The organism is Kribbella sp. NPDC056951 (assembly GCF_042674205.1).
Classification (GTDB): Bacteria; Actinomycetota; Actinomycetes; order Propionibacteriales; family Kribbellaceae; genus Kribbella; species Kribbella yunnanensis.
Window position 1 is genome coordinate 1 of sequence record NZ_JBHUQZ010000016.1, and the last position, 18,042, is coordinate 18,042.

At 66.7% G+C, this 18,042-nt stretch carries 22 protein-coding genes and 1 riboswitch; of the genes, 8 read left to right on the forward strand and 14 right to left on the reverse strand.

The genetic code is table 11. The features are described from left to right. Positions 1-264: 264 nt before the first annotated feature. From ACFTSF_RS37215 to ACFTSF_RS37240, 6 genes are read right to left on the reverse strand one after another with little or no spacing between them, the layout of a single operon-like run. A complete protein-coding gene (locus ACFTSF_RS37215; RefSeq protein ID WP_380159804.1) occupies positions 265-1,110 on the reverse strand; it encodes an amidohydrolase family protein in 846 nt (281 codons plus the stop codon). Then, the gene (locus ACFTSF_RS37220) at positions 1,107-2,624 is read right to left on the reverse strand and encodes a sugar ABC transporter ATP-binding protein (RefSeq protein WP_380159806.1); all 1,518 of its coding nucleotides are present in this window, start codon (positions 2,622-2,624) and stop codon (positions 1,107-1,109) included. Before ACFTSF_RS37220 ends, ACFTSF_RS37215 begins: the two co-directional genes overlap by 4 nt. After that, positions 2,621-3,616, reverse strand: a complete 996-nt coding sequence (locus ACFTSF_RS37225; protein ID WP_344163197.1) for an ABC transporter permease — start codon at positions 3,614-3,616, stop codon at positions 2,621-2,623. The genes ACFTSF_RS37220 and ACFTSF_RS37225 overlap by 4 nt, the downstream gene beginning before the upstream one ends. Further along, positions 3,613-4,692 carry an ABC transporter permease gene (locus tag ACFTSF_RS37230; protein WP_380159809.1) on the reverse strand — a complete coding sequence of 360 codons (1,080 nt, stop codon included), beginning with the start codon at positions 4,690-4,692 and terminating at the stop codon, positions 3,613-3,615. Before ACFTSF_RS37230 ends, ACFTSF_RS37225 begins: the two co-directional genes overlap by 4 nt. After that, on the reverse strand, positions 4,689-5,777 hold the full coding sequence (locus ACFTSF_RS37235; RefSeq protein ID WP_380159810.1) for a mandelate racemase/muconate lactonizing enzyme family protein: 1,089 nt from the start codon (positions 5,775-5,777) through the stop codon (positions 4,689-4,691). Before ACFTSF_RS37235 ends, ACFTSF_RS37230 begins: the two co-directional genes overlap by 4 nt. Beyond that, complete coding sequence (locus ACFTSF_RS37240; protein WP_380159812.1) at positions 5,774-6,862, reverse strand: sugar ABC transporter substrate-binding protein; 1,089 nt, start codon at positions 6,860-6,862, stop codon at positions 5,774-5,776. Before ACFTSF_RS37240 ends, ACFTSF_RS37235 begins: the two co-directional genes overlap by 4 nt. Before the next feature lie 123 nt (positions 6,863-6,985). Between ACFTSF_RS37240 and ACFTSF_RS37245 the strand changes: the two genes are divergently transcribed. The 4 genes from ACFTSF_RS37245 to ACFTSF_RS37260 are packed head-to-tail and all read left to right on the forward strand — an operon-like array spanning position 6,986 to position 9,572. After that, positions 6,986-7,681 carry a GntR family transcriptional regulator gene (locus ACFTSF_RS37245; RefSeq protein ID WP_132413387.1) on the forward strand — a complete coding sequence of 232 codons (696 nt, stop codon included), beginning with the start codon at positions 6,986-6,988 and terminating at the stop codon, positions 7,679-7,681. A 25-nt stretch (positions 7,682-7,706) separates the two neighbouring features. Further along, the gene (locus ACFTSF_RS37250) at positions 7,707-8,555 is read left to right on the forward strand and encodes a fumarylacetoacetate hydrolase family protein (protein WP_380159815.1); all 849 of its coding nucleotides are present in this window, start codon (positions 7,707-7,709) and stop codon (positions 8,553-8,555) included. Positions 8,556-8,591: 36 nt separating this feature from the next. Beyond that, the gene (locus ACFTSF_RS37255; RefSeq protein ID WP_380159817.1) at positions 8,592-9,185 is read left to right on the forward strand and encodes a class I SAM-dependent methyltransferase; all 594 of its coding nucleotides are present in this window, start codon (positions 8,592-8,594) and stop codon (positions 9,183-9,185) included. A 9-nt stretch (positions 9,186-9,194) separates the two neighbouring features. Beyond that, complete coding sequence (locus tag ACFTSF_RS37260; protein ID WP_380159819.1) at positions 9,195-9,572, forward strand: VOC family protein; 378 nt, start codon at positions 9,195-9,197, stop codon at positions 9,570-9,572. A gap of 64 nt (positions 9,573-9,636) precedes the next feature. Here the strand turns inward: ACFTSF_RS37260 and ACFTSF_RS37265 are convergent, their stop codons facing one another. Continuing rightward, entirely contained in the window at positions 9,637-10,041 is a 405-nt protein-coding gene (locus tag ACFTSF_RS37265; RefSeq protein ID WP_380159820.1) for a hypothetical protein, read from the reverse strand. Between the two features lie 154 nt (positions 10,042-10,195). Here ACFTSF_RS37265 and ACFTSF_RS37270 point away from each other — a divergent pair, with 154 nt between their 5' ends. Genes ACFTSF_RS37270 through ACFTSF_RS37280 form a run of 3 tightly spaced genes read left to right on the forward strand, consistent with a single transcriptional unit; the run spans position 10,196 to position 11,834 of the window. Then, the gene (locus ACFTSF_RS37270; protein WP_380159822.1) at positions 10,196-10,429 is read left to right on the forward strand and encodes a hypothetical protein; all 234 of its coding nucleotides are present in this window, start codon (positions 10,196-10,198) and stop codon (positions 10,427-10,429) included. After that, the gene (locus ACFTSF_RS37275; RefSeq protein WP_380159824.1) at positions 10,426-10,971 is read left to right on the forward strand and encodes a DUF6879 family protein; all 546 of its coding nucleotides are present in this window, start codon (positions 10,426-10,428) and stop codon (positions 10,969-10,971) included. The genes ACFTSF_RS37270 and ACFTSF_RS37275 overlap by 4 nt, the downstream gene beginning before the upstream one ends. A 2-nt stretch (positions 10,972-10,973) precedes the next feature. Continuing rightward, positions 10,974-11,834, forward strand: coding sequence for a helix-turn-helix domain-containing protein (locus tag ACFTSF_RS37280; RefSeq protein WP_380160050.1), 861 nt, complete (start codon positions 10,974-10,976; stop codon positions 11,832-11,834). A 181-nt stretch (positions 11,835-12,015) separates the two neighbouring features. On the opposite strand, the gene ACFTSF_RS37285 is transcribed toward ACFTSF_RS37280, so the two are convergent. From ACFTSF_RS37285 to ACFTSF_RS37300, 4 genes are all read right to left on the reverse strand, one after another. Continuing rightward, positions 12,016-12,567, reverse strand: a complete 552-nt coding sequence (locus ACFTSF_RS37285) for a histidine phosphatase family protein (protein WP_380159825.1) — start codon at positions 12,565-12,567, stop codon at positions 12,016-12,018. Then, a complete protein-coding gene (locus ACFTSF_RS37290; RefSeq protein WP_380159827.1) occupies positions 12,564-13,319 on the reverse strand; it encodes a CbtA family protein in 756 nt (251 codons plus the stop codon). Before ACFTSF_RS37290 ends, ACFTSF_RS37285 begins: the two co-directional genes overlap by 4 nt. A gap of 4 nt (positions 13,320-13,323) precedes the next feature. Next, on the reverse strand, positions 13,324-13,521 hold the full coding sequence (locus ACFTSF_RS37295; protein ID WP_344163225.1) for a CbtB domain-containing protein: 198 nt from the start codon (positions 13,519-13,521) through the stop codon (positions 13,324-13,326). A 52-nt stretch (positions 13,522-13,573) separates the two neighbouring features. Beyond that, positions 13,574-13,638: riboswitch (cobalamin riboswitch) on the reverse strand. 91 nt (positions 13,639-13,729) lie between these two features. Then, entirely contained in the window at positions 13,730-14,392 is a 663-nt protein-coding gene (locus ACFTSF_RS37300; protein ID WP_380159829.1) for a hypothetical protein, read from the reverse strand. Between the two features lie 122 nt (positions 14,393-14,514). Here ACFTSF_RS37300 and ACFTSF_RS37305 point away from each other — a divergent pair, with 122 nt between their 5' ends. Then, positions 14,515-15,156: a LysE family translocator gene (locus ACFTSF_RS37305; RefSeq protein WP_380159831.1), complete on the forward strand. Its 642-nt coding sequence runs from the start codon at positions 14,515-14,517 to the stop codon at positions 15,154-15,156. Here the strand turns inward: ACFTSF_RS37305 and ACFTSF_RS37310 are convergent. The 3 genes from ACFTSF_RS37310 to ACFTSF_RS37320 are packed head-to-tail and all read right to left on the reverse strand — an operon-like array spanning position 15,137 to position 17,823. After that, positions 15,137-16,507, reverse strand: coding sequence for an MFS transporter (locus ACFTSF_RS37310; protein ID WP_344163234.1), 1,371 nt, complete (start codon positions 16,505-16,507; stop codon positions 15,137-15,139). The genes ACFTSF_RS37305 and ACFTSF_RS37310 overlap by 20 nt on opposite strands. A gap of 38 nt (positions 16,508-16,545) precedes the next feature. Beyond that, a complete protein-coding gene (locus ACFTSF_RS37315) occupies positions 16,546-16,914 on the reverse strand; it encodes a DUF1304 domain-containing protein (RefSeq protein WP_380159832.1) in 369 nt (122 codons plus the stop codon). 12 nt (positions 16,915-16,926) lie between these two features. After that, positions 16,927-17,823 carry a phosphotriesterase gene (locus ACFTSF_RS37320; protein ID WP_380160052.1) on the reverse strand — a complete coding sequence of 299 codons (897 nt, stop codon included), beginning with the start codon at positions 17,821-17,823 and terminating at the stop codon, positions 16,927-16,929. Positions 17,824-18,042: the final 219 nt, after the last annotated feature.

The window sequence follows — 18,042 nt, forward strand, 5'->3', positions numbered from 1 at the left end:
CGCTGCCTCAAACGCTACATCGCCCGCGAACTCCTACCCCACATCCGCCAAGCACTCCAACCACAAACCACCACTTGACAGCTATAGGAGCATCCCATCGACCACCTGCTGGCCGCGCGCGTGGTTGAACCGGGCACAACGTCGCACCGGCTCATGCGGAGGCCCGCTAGCCGGCCTTGGGGTCCGACAAGCCGATGGGTTCACCCGTCAGGTGCCCGGGCGGCGAGGGCGTAGGACGGCATTGGGTGGCTGGGGGTTGGCTCGTCAGGTTGTGAGGTTGTAGGTGGTGGTGGCTGTGGTGGTGAAGATGGCCTCGCGTTCGGCGGGGGTTAGGTCGGCGGTGAGGGTCTCGGCGGCTGCCACCACGTCGCCGTACGACGCGGCTAGTAGGCAGACGGGCCAGTCGGAGCCGAACATGACGCGGTCGGGCGTGAAGGCGTCCAGGACTACGTCGGCGTACGGCTTGAGGTCGGCGGGGGTCCAGGAGGTCCAGTTGGCCTCGGTGACCATGCCGGAGAGTTTGCAGGTGACGTTGGGGAGGGCGGCGAGGGCTCGGAGGTCGGTGGCCCAGGGGTCCAGCGAGCCGCCGATGGCGGGCTTGGAGATGTGGTCGACCACGAAGGAGAGCTGTGGGAGCGCCTGGGCTGTCTTGATTGCCGCTGGGAGGTGCGGGGTCTTGGTGAGCAGGTCGTAGACGAGACCGGCGTCGGCGACTGCGGCCAGGCCGCGTTGTACGTCGGAGCGCAGCAACCACTCGAGATCCGGCTCGTCGTGCACCTGGTGGCGGATGCCCTTCAGGTACTGGCCATCCGGGCGGGCCTGGAGGTTGGCGAGGACGTCCGCAATGTCGGGTGCGGTCAGGTCAACCCAGCCCACGACACCGGCGACGAGGTCGTTGCTGGCAGCAACCTCCAGGAACTCGCCGGTCTCGGCCAGGACACCGACTGTCTGGACCAGGACGGTGGCGGTGATATCGGCTGCGGCGGCCAGGGGTGCGAGGTCGTCGGCGGTGAAGTTGCGTCGGATGGGGGCGAAGTCCGGGCCGACCATCCAGGTCTGGTCGCGGACGGACAGGTCCCACACGTGGTGGTGGGCGTCGACTCTGCTCATGCGGCTGTGGTGCCTTCTGCGTGGATTAGGCGGATGACTTGTTGGCTCATCTGGTCGTAGTCGTGGGTGTTGGGGAGTTCGCCCTGGATGCGGTGGTCGCGCATGACGACTACGCGGTCGGCGAGCGTGATCATCTCGGGGAGGTCGGAGGTGATCAGGAGGATGGCGAGGCCATTCGCGGCGAGGTCCCAGATGAGCGTATGGAAGGCGTCTTTGGTGCGGACGTCGATGCCGACCGTGGGCTCATCGATGATGAGGATCTCGGTCTGGGCGGCCAGCCATTTGGCCAGGGAGACCTTCTGCTGGTTGCCACCGGAGAGCGTGCCGGCGTGTTGGGACGGCGAGGCGATCCGGATACCGAGTTGTTCGACGTACGACGAGACGATCTCGGTCTCGGACTTGGCGGGGACGTAGCCGAGGAGTTTGCGGAGGCGGTCCCAGATGGTGACGGCGATGTTGCGGGCGATCGACTGCTCGAGGAAGACGCCCTCTTCCTTGCGGTTCTCGGTGACGTAGCCGATCTTGTGGTTGCGCAGGGCGTCGCGGACTGTGCGGATCTTGACCGCCTGCCCGCGCACCAGGACCTCACCGGCGGTGATGCGGTCGAGGCCGAGCAGGGCCTTGGCCAACTCACTCCGGCCGGCGCCGACCAGTCCGTACAGGCCGACGATCTCGCCGGGGCGGACGGTGAGATCCACCTCCGCGTGACCGGTCGCCGTACCGACGCCGCGGAGCTCCAGGATCGGGGCGACCGTGGTGTCGACGGTTCGATCGGGCAGGTTGAGGGCTTCGTGGACGCGGCCGACCATCAGGTCGACCACTTGGTCACGGGTGAGCTCGGACAACGCGCCGCCGGACAGCACCGAGGCGCCGTCGCGCAGGACGGTGACGGTGTCGCAGATCTGGAAGACCTCTTCCAGCTTGTGGCTGACGAACAGCACTGCGCGTCCGTCGTCCTTCAGCTTCTCCACGACGCGGAACAGCAGAGCTGCCTCGTTCGGCGTGATCGACGCGGTGGGCTCGTCGAGCAGCAGCACACGACTCTCCACCGATAGCGCCTTGGCGATCTCGACCAATTGCGCCTGCGCGACCGAGAGCTCCGTGACCGGCTGATCCGGATCGATGTCGAGCTCCAGCTCGGCCAGCCAGCGCGTCGCCTCGGACCGGATCGCCGCCCGGTCGACCAGACCGCGATTGGTCGGCAGCTTCTGGAGCAGGATGTTCTCGCCGACCGTGAAGCCGGGGATCAGGTTGCGCTCCTGGTGGACGACGCCGATCCCGGCCGCGGCCGATTCGTGCGGCGAGCCGAAGGACACCTCGCGCCCGTCGAGCAGCAACCGGCCGCCGTCCGGACGGTAGAGCCCGGTGACGACCTTGATCAGCGTCGACTTGCCGGCGCCGTTCTCACCCAGCAAGGCGTGGACCGAGCCGGCCTCGAGCGACAACGTGACGCCGTCCAGCGCGCGGACGCCGGGGAAGACCTTCACGATCTCCGAAGCCTCGAACAGCGTCATGACACACCTCCGGCCACCGCCGCGTCGGGCGATTTCACCACCGAACGCCGGTCCTGCCGACGAGTGCGAACCTGCCCGAGCACGACCGAGCCGAGGACGACCGCGCCGACCACGAAGTTCACCCAGGAGGGTTCGAGGGAGAACTCGGCCCGTGCGGTGTCCACGAAGCGCACGATGAACGCCGCCAGCACGGTTCCCAGTACGACGGCCGATCCGCCGGTGAGCAATGCGCCGCCGATGATCGGTGCCGCGAACGAAGGCAGCAGCCAGTCACCGCCGATGCTCTTGTTCACGCCTGGCGACGAGGCGACCGTGAGAATCGCAGCAACGCCGAGGATCGCGCCGGACAACGCGTGCGCGACGATCACCGAGCGGTCGTTGGAGATCCCGGACAGCCGGGCGGCGATCGGGTTCCCACCGGAGGCGAGCAGCTGCCGACCCGGCACTGTCCGTTTCAGCATCACCGCGAGGAGCCCGGCCACGATCAGCGCCACGACGAAGATCCACGGGATGACGCCGAACAGCGCGGCCGACCCGAAGGTCTTGAGCCCTTGTGGATAAGCATCGACGGTCCGGGTGCCGACCAACCGGTACTGCACGCCGAGCAGGATCGTCATCGTCGCCAGCGTGACGATGAACCCGTTGATCCGGGTCAGCACGACGAGCACACCGTTCAGCAGGCCGACAACTCCGGCGAGCAGGAACCCGATCAGCAGCGCCAGCGGAACCGGTACGCCGTGATCGGCCATGAGCACGCCCATTGCCGCCGCCGCGAATCCACCGATCGCGCCGACGGCCAAGTTGAGTTGACCCACTGCGAGCACCACCATTTGAGCCAATCCGATCAGGATCGGCACGGCAAGGAACTGAAGTAGCACTCTTAAGGAATTCGCTGCGAGCAGGTCACCGCCGGACGCGATGACCAACCCGATGAAGAACACGATGCCGATGACAAGCAAGGTCATCTCGGTCGATCGGGCGAAGCGCTTCATTGTCGTCGCACCTCCTGCCGCTCGGACAGGACTGTTCGGACGCGGTCGGTGGACAGCGCGAGCAGCAGGATCAGACCGAGGTAGATGTTCAGGCTCTCCAGACCGACACCGAGCAGGTCGAGCCCCTTGCGGATCACCGACGTGAGCGCCGTACCGATCAAGGTGCCCCAGATCGAGACGAAACCGCCGGCCAGCAAAGTGCCACCGAGAATCGGTCCGAGGAACGACGGGAGCATGAACTCCTCGCCGATGGTCGCCTTGATCGAGCCGGTCGAGACAGCCAGCATGAATCCGGCCAGCGCGGCCAGGCAGCCCGACATGGCGTGCGCAGTGATTACCCGGCGAGCAGTCGGGATCCCCGAGAGCTCAGCGGCGCGCACCGACGACCCGGTCATCAGCAGCTCGCGGCCGAGCCGGGTCCGCGAGTAGATCCAGCCGACAACTGCCATGGCGATCAGAGCGAAGAGAGCCAGCTGCGGTACGGCGGGCGATCCGCACACGTTGCCGACACACACATCCGCGAGCGAGTAGTTCCGCAGCTCCCGCATGCCCGGTGGCTTGGTCACGAACGCCGCATTGTCGGTCAGCGACGTGTAGACGAGCGGAATCATCCCCAGCAGCAGGAAGTCGAGTGCCAGCGTCACCACGAACGAGTTGACCCCGGTCCGCGCTATCACCCAGCCCGCCAGCGCACCGATCGCCGTACCGGCCACCAGTCCCACCAGGAGTCCGGAGTACAGGGTGAAGTGCCACAGGTCGTAGGAGATGCCGGTGATCATCATCGAGAACGCCGCCATCCGGCCGACGGCAAGGTTCATGTGTCCGATCGACAGCACACATAGCTGTGCCAGACCGACCACGGTGAACATCGCGATGTCACGCAGCAGCGGGAAGATCACCAGTTGCTGGTTGAAGAACGCCGGCCGCAGCACACCGAACAGCGCACCCAGCAGTACGACGAGCAGTAGCAACCCGATCCGCTGGTTGGCCCACCAGGGCGTGCCACGCGGCGGCTTCTCGACCGGTGTGTCCTCTTGGAGCGCCTGAGTGGCGGTCTCCGACACCGGCGCGCTCACGAGACACGCCGATCGTCTATGGCGTCAGGGTTCCAGTCGATCCCCAGCCCCGGCACATCCGGCGCAACCGCGTGCCCGTCCACCACGGCCATCTCAGAACGAGTGATGGCTCGCAGCTGCGGGATGTGCTCGACGTACCGGCCGTTCGGTACGGCGGCGGTCAGGCTGACGTGGATCTCCATCAGGAAGTGCGGACAGACCTCGAGGTTGAACGCCTCAGCCAGATGAGCGACCTTCAGCCACGGAGTGATCCCGCCGATGCGCGCTACGTCCACCTGGACGATCCCGGCCGCCCCGGCCGCGACGTACTCACGGAACTGCGACACCGAGTACAGGGACTCACCCACCGCGATCGGGATCGACGTGGACTGCGCCAGCCGCACATGCCCAGTCAGATCGTCAGCCGGCAACGGCTCCTCGAACCACGACAGGTCCACCGACTCGAAAGCAGCAGCACGCCGCTTGGCCTCGGCGTACGTCATCGACTGGTTCGCATCAACCATGATGTCCAACAAAGGACCAACTGCATCCCGTACGGCGCGCAGTCGCTCCAGGTCCTCGTGAACCCGCGGCTTGCCCACCTTGAGCTTCACACCGGGCCAACCGGCCTTCTGCGACGCCAAGGCACCCGCAACAAGCTCATCCGTGGTCAGGTGCAGCCAGCCGCCCTCGGTGTCGTACAAAGGCACCTGCTGCCGATACCCACCGGCCAACCGCCACAACGGCTCAGCCGCCCGCAGACACCGCAGGTCCCACAGCGCGGTGTCGACGGCCGCCAGTGCCAGTGAGGTGATCGCACCGACCGTGGTTGCGTGGGTCGACCAGAACAGGTCGGACCACAACGCCTCGACGTTCCGGGCGTCCTTCCCGATCAGTCGCGGCAACAGATGGTCCCGCAGCAACGCCAGTACGGCGGTTCCGCCCGTACCGATCGTGTACGAGTACCCCAGCCCGCTCAGCCCGTCAGCCGTCTCCAGCGAGACGAAGATCGTCTCCTGCTTGAGGAACGACTGCACAGCATCAGTGCGGACCGTCTCGACCTCGAGATCGACCAGGTAGGCCTCGGCACGCGTAACAGCGCTCACTGGCAGCTCAGCTGCTTCTCGAACTCGGGCTGCAGCGCCTTGGTCTTCGCCTTGCGCTCCTCGTCGTACGTGTCGACGTTGGCCTTCGTGACCACGAACGAGCCGGAGTCCACGATCACACCAGGCGTCTTCATCGTGCACTGCTTGGACTGCAGCAGCGCGAGCAGCCAGCCACCGATGTACGCCTGGCCGGCCGGGTTCTGCGTCACCGTCGCGGCGACGCCACCGGACTTGATCCCGGCCAGGATCTTCGCGTCGTCGTCGATCGCGACGACCTTGATCGGAAGCTTGCTGGAGGCAACACCATCGGCCGCGGCCACGGCCGGGTTGTACGCCGTGGTGACGATCCCCTTGATCTCCTTGCCCTTGGAGGCAAGCAGGTCGGCGACCGCCTTCTGCGCGGTGGACAAGTCCTTGTCGATGTCCGTGATCACCGGCAGCTCGGTGACCTTGCCGTTGGTCTCGGCGATCGCCTTCTTCACCCCCGCGATCCGGCGCTGGGTGTTGGAGTCGACGTTGTTGCCGGTCAGGTGCACGATCGTGCCCTCGCCGCCGATCGCCTCGATGGTTGCCTTGGCCGCCTTGTACGCCGCCGCCTCGACATCCGTGGACAGGCAGAAGTCGGCCGCGTTGGTGTCACCGGCCGGGCAGGAGGCCAGCGAACCGACCGCGAACCCCTTCGCCTTCAGGTCCTCGAACGTCGAGTTGATGTCGGTCGGCGACACGCCGAAGATGCCGAACGCGTTGTAGCCCTGCGCGGCCAGCGAGTTGATCACGTTGTTCTGCTTGCCCTGGTCCCACTCGCCGGTCTCGTTGAAGGTCGCGTCACCGAGTTTGAAGTCGGCCTTGTCGACCGCGGCGACGGTCTTCCACGGCTGGAAATAGGGGTGTGCGCCGCCCGGGATCAGCGCTAGCTTGACCTTCGAGCCGTCCTTCAGGGTCACCGGGCCCGAACTGGCCCCGCTGGACGCGTCGTCCTTCGGTGCGCCACCGGATGTGGAGTCGGCGGGCTTGGTCGTGCAACCGGTCGCGACGAGCGCGACGGTGGCCAGACAGAGGGCGGTTCGACGGCGGGCGACGGTCATCAGCGGACTCCAGATCCTATAGGATATTGCGAACCTGATGCTGCCGCCTCACACTGGAGCCGTCAAGACTCGTCGAGGTAACGATGACAAGTCGGGCAGAATATGGTTCGGGAGGAGTGCACTGTGACTGATGCGCATGTGGGTCTGGCGGGGCAGCTCGCCCGCTTGCCCCAGCGACAGGTGCTGAGCGACGACGTCTACGAGACCGTCAAAGGCCTGATCATGGACAGCGTGGTCGAGCCGGGCACCCGGCTGAACATCGACGCCCTGACCCGGGAGCTCGGGATCTCGCAGACCCCGATCCGGGAGTCGCTGGCCCGGCTGGAGTCCGACGGACTGGTGATCAAGGAGCCGCTACGCGGTTACCGGGTGTCGTCACGGCTCAGCCGGCCCGAGTTCGAGGACCTGTTCGAGTTCCGGCTGCACATCGAGCCCTGGGCGGCCGGTCGCGCCGCGGAACGCGCCGGCACCGAGGACCTGGTCCGGCTCAAGGACGAGATGCTGAGCTACACCGACGTACCGGACAGACCGGCGTACGAGAGCTATCGGGCGATGGCTGCGCACGACCAGCGCTTCCACGACCTGGTGCTGGAGCTGTCCGGCAACGAGACCGCGCGGCTGTCCTTCGCCCGCACACACTGCCACCTGCACCTGTTCCGGCTGTACTACGGCGGTGGAATCGCGACAAAGGCGTTGCGGGAGCACAAGACCGTCGTGGCCGCGGTCCGCAAGGGCGACCCGGTGGAGGCGGCCGCAGCGATGCGGGCGCACATCGAGGCGTCCCGCGAGCGGTTGCGGCCTATGTTCGATCAAGAGTGATTCCGTCCTGAGGTAGGAGACACCTGTGGAACTGCTGCGCCTCGGCGCGGTCGGCGAGGAGCGCCCGTACGTGCGCGCCACCGACGGCACCGTCTACGACCTGAGCCCCCTCACCGCCGACATCGACGGCGCCTTCCTGGCCGCCGACGGCATCGCCCGCACCCGCGCCGCACTGGAGGCCGGTGAGCTGACGGCAGCCTCCACAGACGGCCTCCGGGTCGGCGCTCCGATCGCCCGTCCCGGCGCCGTGGTCTGCATCGGCATGAACTACGCCGCCCACGCGGCCGAGTCCGGCTCCGCACCGCCGAAGCAGCCGATCGTGTTCTTCAAGCACCCGAACACCGTCGTCGGCCCGTACGACGAGGTCCTGATCCCCCGCGGTTCGGCCAAGACCGACTGGGAGGTCGAGCTCGCCGTCATCATCGGCAAGGAGGCCCGGTACGTCGAGACCGACGAGGAGGCCCTGGCCTGCATCGCCGGGTACGCCGTCTCGAACGACGTCTCCGAGCGTGCCTTCCAGATCGAGGAGTCGGGCGGCCAGTGGTCGAAGGGCAAGTGCTGTGAGACCTTCAACCCGCTCGGCCCGGCGCTGATCCCGGCCGACGAGGTCGACCCCACCAACCTCGACCTCAAGTCCTTCGTGAACGGCGAGCCCCGCCAGGACTCGAACACCCGGGACCTGATCTTCTCCGTGGCCACCCTGATCCGCGACCTCTCGCAGTACATGGTGCTCAGCCCCGGCGACATCCTGAACACCGGTACGCCGGAAGGTGTGGCGCTGTCCGGCCGCTTCCCGTACCTGGCGCCGGGTGACGTGATGGAGCTGGAGATCCAAGGTCTCGGCAAGCAGAAGCAGTCCCTCGGCAAGGCCTGACCGAATTCTGTCGGCGCGGCCTTCTAGGGTCGCGCCATGACAGAAGCTTTGGGACGAATCCGCGAGTCGTACAACACCGTGGCGACCTCGTACGCCGAGCGCGTGGTCGACGGTCCCGACTGGGAGATCGAAGGATTCGACCTGGTCATCCAACTGGCGGCGGGCCTGCCGGTCCTCGACGCCGGCTGCGGCCCCGGCCGCACCACCGGGCTGCTCGCCGCCCGCGGGCCCGCGATCGGGCTCGACCTCTCCCCCGGCATGATCGGCGTAGCCCGCCGAGATCACCCCGAGCTCGACTTCCGTGTCGGCTCGATGACGGATCTGGAGTTCGCCGACGAGTCCTTCGGCGGGGTGGTCAGCTGGTGGTCGATCATCCATCTGCCGCGCGACGTCGTACCGCAGGCCCTCGCCGAGTTCCACCGCGTGCTGGCACCTGGCGGAGTGCTGTTGCTGGGCTTCCACGTCGGCGAGGAGTCCAATCACAAGACATCCGGGTACGGCGACCTCCCGATGGACATCTGGGTACACCTCTGGTTGCCGGAGCAGCTGACCGAACTGGCGGTCGCGGCCGGATTCACGCCGTACCAGGACGCGGAAAATCCCGAGAACCGGCTGGTGTTCCGGAAGTAGGGTCGGCAAATGACCTCTCACGTGCGGACCGTCACCTTCGACAGCCACAACCCTTACGAACTGGCCGGCTTCTGGCTACAGGTGCTGCGAACCGAGCGCCCCGACGACGACCACCCAGGCGATCCCTACGCGAGCGTCCCGACCGAGTCGATGACGTTCCTGTTCGAGCAGAACAACGACGGCAAAGCCGGCAAGAACCGCCTACACCTCGACCTGGAACCAGACGGCCCTAGAGACGAAGAGGTCGCCTGGCTCCTGACCCTAGGCGCCACCATCGGCGCCGACTTCCGCAACCCCGACGGCACCGGCTGGGTAGTCATGCACGACCCCGAAGGCAACGAATTCTGCGTCCTCCGAAGCGCCACCGAACGAGCCGCCACCAGCTGACTATCTGTTTTCCGTATAGTGCAATTCGATACGTGGTTACCGCTCCCTCGGCGCGGATGCCGGGCTACACGTCGGTCGGTACGGCGGGACTTCCTCGCGTGAGGTGGCGGACGATTGCCGCGGTGTGATGGTTGAGGTGTTCGTCGGGGTTGTCCCACGTGATGTAGATCCAGTCCGGTCCTGAGCTGTCGACCGTTCCTGCGCCGTACTCGAAGTGGTGGACGCGCTGACCGGACGTCAGGTCGCACCATCGCAGTTCATCGACCGGAGGCCTGCCGGCAGCCGCCGCTCGCAAGACGGGCCAACCTCGCTCGGTCAGCTCGACCACCTGCCGCTTGGCCAGGGGATCGAGCAGCCGCCGAATCGCCCGGACGAACTCCTCCGGCGACCGGCGTTCACCGAGGAGCCGACGCACCTCAGCAAGCACGTCCTCTGGCGTCGAGGCCCCGCTCCGGCTGATCGTGGACATGCCCACTCGCGGTACCTCCTTCAGTCCAAGCTGACACGATGCAATCTACCCATTTCTACCCATCCACGCAACGGGTAGTTCCGGGCATTGACAGGTACCCAGGGGTGATGGGTGAATGTCTGCAGAGCACCGCCCCACATCAATGGAGGACGCCATGACGTTGCGGTTGATCGCTCATGAGGACAAGCCCGGCACCACCAGCACCGATGGGTGTGCCCGTGTATGGCTGGAGGATGCCGGCGACGCGACCGTGCTCGTTCAGCTCTATGAAGCCCCGGATGGCATCGACCGCATCGCTCCCGCACGGATTCCGGCCGGTGAACTGTTGGGTAGATTGCCCGTCGAGACACTGCTGCAAGCCGCCGACGCGATCCGGGCACGCCGGTGATCAAATCTCTCGACGTCACCACCTTGCGAGAGCTGTACTGGAGCGCGAAGCGTGCGGTGTTCCGGATCGAGCTTCTGCAGTCCTATGACTGGCCCGACGAGGCCGACCGGATCGCGGAGTGGCGTGCGACGGGCAGCGTGACGCCTTCGACCGACCCGCAATGGCAGGAGACGGCCGACCAGATCAGCGACGGCTGCACAAATACGTTGCTGCATGTCATCGATCTGCCGCTGAACGACTACCTCCGCTATGAGTTCGCGGCGTACCAGGCAAACAATCTGGCAACCGGCCAGGATGTGCGGATCGCACTCCGGAGCAGTCATCCCGGTCTCGCCGAGATCCCGTCAGAGTTCGCGTTGTTCGACGACACCCTGGTCTGGTACCGGTACAACATGGAGACCGGTGTCAAACTCGGCTGGGAGCTCGACGACGATCCGGCGACCCTTGCGCAATGTCAGCATTACCGCGATCTGGCGGTGGCCAACTCTGTGCCGTTACTGCAGTTCATCGACGATACAAAGGACGATCCGCACCAGACATGAGCATGTTCGGCTCCGGCGAAGCAGTCCATCAGCGGCTTGGTGGACTGCTTCGTGGTGCTCGCAAACTCGCAGGTTTGTCCGGTACGGAGCTCTCCGCGCGGTTGGGTGTCTCGCAGTCGAAACTGTCACGGATCGAGCTCGGCCAATCAAGCCCGACGCCTGATCTGGCGGGGCGGTGGTCGACGATCTGTGGGATCTCACCGGAACGCGCCGGCGAGATCTCAGACCTCGCTGAGCAGATCGCCACGGAAACATCTCCGGCTCCCTGGCACGGCCGAGCAGCAGACGGAATCGCCCAGCGCCAGGGCAGGGTCTCCGAGGTCGAGAGTGCGTCCGGGCTGACACTGACCTGGCATCCTCGCCTGATTCCAGGTTTGCTTCAAACCCCAGCCTATGCTCGTGAAATCTTCGCGTGCACCGAGATGGAGCAACCCGAACTCAACACGGCGGTCGCTGCGCGGATGGCCCGGCAGGCGCTCCTCTACGACCCGGATCGGGCAGTTCGGCTACTGGTTGGCGAGGCCGCGTTGCGCTGGCCGATCGCCAGCGTCGCGACGCTTGTAGCCCAGCTTGACCGGCTGTCCCTGTTCGCCGCCGATGGAACGGTTCGCTTCGGCATCGTTCCGTTCGCGCGTCCGTTCGGGGCATTCTCCTATCACGCCTGGAGCGTGATGGCAGATCGGGACGACGAAGAGCCCGATCTTGTTCATGTCGAACTCGAGACGGCGACGGTCGACATCACCGACCCGGAGCAGACGGCTGCATACCGCGATGCCTTTGAGCGGTTGTCTGCTCTCGCACTCACCGGCGACCGGGCGGTGGACCTGATTCGTCGCATCCGGCAGGAGCTCACGGCAGCGTGAGGGTTCCCGAGCGGCGGTGCCCTTGCAGGCAACGGATCTGGGCACCCAGCCCAATCTAAATCTTTGTCTTTTCTCTCTCTTGTTTTTGCTCTTTTGTCTTTGTTGTTGACCTTCCTTTCTCTTGTTTGCCTTCCTTTCCCTTTCCCTTTCCCTTCCCCTCCCTTTCCTGCCCGTGCAGTCGTCAGTGGAAGGCGAGGGACCAGTTGCCGGTGTGGTGGGAGAGGGTGACGGTTGCGAGGGGGCGGATGTCTACGTGGCGTAGGGACTCGGCTGGGGCGTCTAGGACGTAGAGGATTACTGCGCGGACGACTGCCGGGTGTACGACGGCGACGAGGGTGCTGCGGTCGTCGTGGCGTTCTACTAGGTCGCCTAGCCAGTCTGCTACTCGGGTGATGACGTCGTTCTCGGTCTCGCCGCCGGGAGTGGCCGTGTGGGGGCGTTCTAGCCAGGCGGCGACGCCGGTGGGGTCTGCGGCCAGGAGGTCTTCGAGGCCGCGGCCGGACCAGTCGCCGTAGTCGCGGTCTCGGAGGGCCGGTTCGACGGTTGGGGTCAGGCCTAGGGCTTCGGCGGTTTGGATGGCGGCGGGCTCGGGGCCGGCGTACGTGGCGTCGGCCTCGAGCTTGAGTTCGCGCGCTGATTCCACGCTCGCCGGGTCCGGGTCGGGGGCGCCGCCGAGGACGAGGCCGCGCAGCGCGGGGGTCAGTGCGTGGGCGACCAGCGTCAACGAGCTCAAACAGACACCTTCTGTTCGGATGGCCGGCGGGCCACTGTGGCGGCGTACCCGAAACCGAGCAGGAGCCACAGCGTCGCCTGCGTACCGAGCGAGGCGAACCGGAACTGCCAGAGCAGCGTAGCGGGGAACGTGTCCGGAACCTCGTTGATTCGAGGCAGGATCAGGTACGCCGCCACCACGGTCAGCACGAGTCCCGCGACACCGCCGGCCAGGCGGGCCACTTCGCCGTACCGGGCGGTCCAGCGTGACAGCGCGACGCCGGCCCAGACCGCGAGCAGGCCGATCACGATCGTCAGCAGGTAGGTGACGGTACGGCGGGTGATCGTCTCGGGGTCGCCGACGGCCGGTGGGTTCGGCGGGTATTTGAGGAACGGGACGAGCACGATGCCGATGAAACCGGCGGCGGCCAGGCCGAGGGCGGCGTACGAGTCGTTGTCCGTCCGGAGCTTGCGCCGGAGCAGGGTGAAGCCGACGGCGAAGATGCCGCCGAGGGCGACGCCGTACAGGCCGGTGGCCAGGAAGAGGCCGCCCTTCTGGCCGGTGCGGCTGACCAGGGGCTCTTCCTCGGCAGTGGGGTCGGCGGCGTGCTCGTCGCCGTGGTCATGGGTGTGCGCGCCCGCGTTGGCCTCTTCGATCGCGATCGCGGCATCGATCCGCGACTCGCCCATCACATAAGCGAAGGTTCCGGCCAGCAGGCCGGCGAAGAGTCCGACGATCAGGCCGCGCACCAGGAGTGATCCGAAGGTGCGCATCTGATCAGTGGCAGGGCACGCCGAGCAGGTGCCGACCGTCGTGCATCAGCTCGTGCAGGTACATCCCGGACTGCGACACCGCCCCCTGGTCGAACCCGACCAGGTAAGCGAGCAGCAGCATCAGGCCGACACTGAGCGCGGAAAGAAGAAGCAACCGGGACGAGATCGCCGGTACGCCGACCGACTGGGCAGGAGCTGCCATCTGAACCTCCTGGGGAAGTGCGCGTCCCCTTCGAAAGGCTGCTGGTGCCCGAGCATCCTGACTCGCGAGCAAGCTCGCTCACAGTGGCGCGGCCGCGCCGGACTTTCACCGGCTTCCCTCGGGCATCGCAGTTGTCCTCCGAACCGTAGCCGCCGCCCCACAGAGGGGTCAACGAGCTACGGCGCGGCGTGACAATCCCCTCAGACCATCAGTGCGCGGAGACGATGAGCCGTGGCGAGAAGCCGTCGAACTTCTTGTACTGAGCCCGATCGTTCTCCGACGGGCTGCGTAGACCGAAGGAGATGGACTGCGAGCCCTCGGCGACCGCAGTCCGAACCCCGCTGAACAGCGCGGAGCTGTCGAACTGGAGAGGCTGCGGTTGGGCGTTGTAAGCACTGGCTGACACGGTCGCGAGTCGCTGCAGCCAGAACGCCGGCGAGTCGGAATCGCTCCAGGCTGGGAAACTGTTGTCGATGTCACTCACGCGGTACAGATCGACCGGGGTCCGCAGCGGGCTCTTGGAGTCCAGCAGCGTGATGATCAGGAACGCATTGTCGACAGTCAGTCCCGCGAGCTTGCTCAGTGGGACCCGAAACCAGCTTCGCCGGACGCCTTGGGCAGCTGGTTCCCCGTCCTCTGCCGGTTCGTAGACGGGACCGGTCAACGGCTGAAACTCATCCCGGGCGGGGAAGCCCGAGTTGTAGGCGACGAAGGCCTGGTTCGGCCTGGCGCTCTTGACGAAGCCATAGCAGTCGACGGGCAGGTCGAAAGATGTCGACGCAGTCGCGCGGGCCGGGAGGGTGGCTGCGAGCGGCGCGACGGCCGCGGCCGCGGCCAGTCCGAGGGCGGACCGGCGGGAGAGGTGGGTCACGGAGGGCTCCCCTTTGGTTGGTGGAGGCGTCACCGTGGCATGGCGGGTGGGGGCGTGGAAGCCGTTCGAAGGGGTTCGAATAGTTGAGGCGGGGCAGGGAGCGTTCGCATTAGGCTGTGCTTATGCCTTCCGCTCATCATCTGGTTGCGTTTGCTGTTACCGCGCTTGTGATCATCATCGTTCCGGGGCCTAGCGTGTTGTTCATCGTGGGGCGGGCGCTGGCGGTTGGGCGCAGGGAGGCGGTGCTCACGATGTTGGGGAATACGTTGGGTGCGTCGGTGATGTTGGTGTTGGTGGCGCTGGGGTTGGGGACGTTGATTGCGGCCAGTGCGGTCGCGCTGACTGTGGTGAAGTTGGCGGGGGCGGCTTACCTGATTTATCTCGGGGTGCATGCGTTTCGGACGCGGAAGTCGCTGGTCGAGGCGATGACCACTGCCGCCCGGCCGGGGAGTACTCGGAAGACCTTGCGGCAGGGGTTCTTGGTGGGGGTGACTAACGCCAAGACTGCGGTGTTCTTTGCCGCTGCGTTGCCGCAGTTTGTGGATCAGGGGGCGGGGAGCCCGGCTTGGGCGCAGATCTTGGTGCTGGGGCTGGTCTTCATCACGATCGCGCTGTTGTCCGACAGTTTGTGGGCGTTCGTGGCCGGTACGGCGCGGGAGTGGTTCGCGCGGTCGCCGCGCCGGCTCGAGCTTGTCGGTGGGACGGGCGGGCTGATGATCATCGGGCTTGGAGCCGGGATCGCGGTCAGCGGGACGAAGGAGTAGTCCGCCGCGCCGCTTGAACCCCGAGCAGAGCCAGTACGGCGGGGACTCCGAAGGCGACCAGGTATGCGGTGACCGGGGAGTGCGGCTCGATCGCCGCGAAGAGTGAGCCGCCGACGGCCAGGACCGTTGCCGTGGACAACGAGTCGCTGAGTTGCAGGGCAGAGCTGTTCGCACCCTGCTCGGCACGTTCGGAGTACTCGAGGACCAGCACCGACAGCGTCGGGAAGACCGTGCCCATCCCGAACCCGGTCAGGCTCCACCCGAGGATGCCGACGACGACCGGCACGTGCGGATCGAGCGTCAGTACGGCGATCCCGATCCCCAGCACGATCGCGATCATGCCCACCTGCAAGAAGACCGACGGTCCGAACCGGTGCTTCGGGCGACCGCGCCACCACGATGCCAGCGTCCAGCTCAGCGCGCTCACGGTGAGCACGAGGCCGGCGACGGCCGGGGACAATCCGCGCTCGCGGGTCAGCATCAGCGGCAGGAATACCTCGGCTCCGAACCCGGCTGCGGCAACGAGCCCGCGCAACGCGATCACCGACGGCAGCCCGCGCCCGAAGGCGAACGTTCCGCGCGGCAACAGCTTCGGCGCGAAGACCACGATCGCGGCCAGTCCGACACCGAGCAGTGCGATCTGCAGTACGCCGTGCTGCTGGCCGCCGTAGTTCAGCACCCCGACACCTACCGCGGCCGCGATCGCCCACAGCGCCTGCTTGTCCCACAGCCGCCCCGAACGAACGTCGTACCGGTCTCCCCGCGCAAGCCCAGGCCGCATCACGAAGGCCGCCGGAATCGCCAGCACCGGTACGGCGAGGAACACGATCCGCCAACTGGTGTGTTCCACGATCAGCCCCGCGATCGCCGGGCCGACGAGTGACGGCACCACCCAGCCGGTCGCGAACGCGGCGAAGATCCGCGGGCGGAGAATCGCCGGGTACAGCTGCCCGACGACGACGTACAAGGCAACGGTGAGCAGGCCTGAGCCGAAGCCCTGGATGATCCGGCCGGCGACCAGGACCTCCATACTCGGCGCGATCCCGGCGATCACCAGGCCGCCGAGGAACCAGGCGGTCCCGTGCCAGAGCGGGCGGGTCGGGCCGCGCAGGTCACTCCAGGTGCCGGAGACAACCATCCCGACCACGCCGGAGGCCAGCGGGCCGCCGAACGCGAGCGCGTAGAGGTACAGACCGTCGAGCGCCTGGGCGACGGTCGGCATCGCGGTCGTCACGGCCAGGTTCTCGAACGCGACCAGCGTGATCAGCGCGACCATGCCGATCGTCAGCGCCCGGTACTGCGGGGACAACACACCTGGAGTCGAAAGCGTTGGTTCGGCAGTCGTGGTCATGCCGAACACCTTCCGACTTCAAGTGCGGTTGAAGTCAATCAGAGCGCTGCGGCGAGTACCAAGGCGAGGATCGGGGGCAGGGCCTGGGTGGCCGCGGCCTGCAGCATCCGGCGGTCGGAGGCGACCAGCACGATCCCGGCGCCGGCCATGCAGGCGCAGCTGAAGAGCGCGATCGCGTGGCCCTTGTCGCCGCCCGCGATCAGCCCGCCGAGCGCGCCGGCGCCCAGGAACAGGTTGTAGAACCCCTGGTTGAACGCCCACGGCCGGGCGGCGTTCATCTCGGCCTCGTCCTTGACCAGGAACCGCTGATACGTGCTCGGCTTGCGGAACAACAGGCTCTCCATGACGAAGATCGCGACATGGAACAGACCGGCCACCACCACGAACACCTGTGCGACGACACTCATGGCCGAACCGTACTACCAGGCGAACGCCCGAGCCGGATTCCTCCGGAAGATCGCATCCGCCGTGTCGGCGCCGAACTCGCGGATGATCCGCGGCCGGAGCGTGGTCAGCAGGAACGACATCCCCGGCCCCTCCCCGGTCGCGCCCCGCGCCTTCGCAGTCGTCGTGTCCCCGCCGAGCAGCAGGCGGTCGCCGTACCCGGCGTCAATGAGCCCGGCCAGGCAGTCGAGCAGGTGCGGATCGGTCGCGTTGTTGGCCCGCGATGGGCCATCGAACGCCAGCCACGCACCACGCCTCGCCAGGTCGCGATGCGCCCGCGCGTCCGGAAAGCGATTGAGGTGTCCGAGGATGACACTTTCCGGCGGTACGACGAGGGTGTCGACCAGCAGGTCCAGTACGGCGTCGGCCGCGGACCCGAGTTCGTGGTGGATCGCGATCGGTGCGCCGGTCGCGTGATGCGTTTCCGCGGCAGCGCGCATCACGAACTTCGCGTGGTCGTCGAGCCGATGGAATCCACCGGCCACCTTGATCAGCCCGGCCCGGACCGAACTGTTGCCGATGCCAACGGTCAGCTCGTCGTGGAAGACCTCCGCGAGCCGCGGCCAGACCTTCTCGACGAAACCATCTGGGTAGTGCTCGGCTCGGTGCAGACCGGTCGCCGCAATCAGCGAAACCCCTGTCTGCCTTGAGATTCCAGGCAGTTCCTCGGCGCGGCGGCTCAAGCCGTGCGGCGTCCACTGCACGATCGCCTGACCGCCCGCGTCAGCGAACTCGCCGACCTCTGCCACGGCCGCGTCTACATCATCAAGCTCCTGGCCGGGCAGCATTGCCGACCGGAAGAACAGATGGTCATGCGCGTCACAAATCCCCAGCCCATCCGGCCTGAGCTCCCCCAACACCGTCCGAATCATCACCACCCCAACCTAAACACCCACCACCCCACCCCCACCTCCGGGGGAGGCTCATCTAGTGGATGCGCCCACCAGTCGGGGGTGCGGAGACCGCACGGTGGGCTGGGACAGGTTACTCGTTGTCTCCGGCCACCGGTTCTTGTGCCAGGCCACGACAAGTGGCCGGGGAAGGGCGCGCCCCCGGGCTAGGTGCTCGGGGGCGCGGCGTGCATGGGTGGT